1 protein-coding gene is annotated in these 231 nt (G+C 63.2%); it reads right to left on the bottom strand.

Features of this window, described 5'->3' with window-relative positions; genetic code table 11:
- A partial coding sequence (locus NO357_RS21320; RefSeq protein WP_376744416.1) for an ABC transporter permease subunit occupies positions 1-231 on the bottom strand: 231 nt, incomplete at both ends.

Below are 231 nucleotides of genomic sequence, written 5' to 3'. Positions count from 1 at the left end.
ACGATGCCAAAGACGATCAGCGGCTTGAAGGTCTGGTTCGACACGATCTGGCCCGCGCGGGTCAGTTCGATAAAGCCCACGATGGCTGCCAGCGAGGTTCCCTTCAGCAGCTGCACCAGAAAGCCGATGGTGGCGGGCAGCGACAGCCGGAACGCCTGGGGCAGGATGATGTCGCGCATCAGGCTTTGATACTTGATGCCCAGGGCATGCGCGGCCTCGGACTGGCCCAGG

The sequence above is a fragment of the Marimonas arenosa genome (assembly GCF_030848945.1).
Taxonomy (GTDB): domain Bacteria; phylum Pseudomonadota; class Alphaproteobacteria; order Rhodobacterales; family Rhodobacteraceae; genus Marimonas; species Marimonas arenosa.
This window is presented reverse-complemented; position numbering and strand designations above follow the sequence as displayed.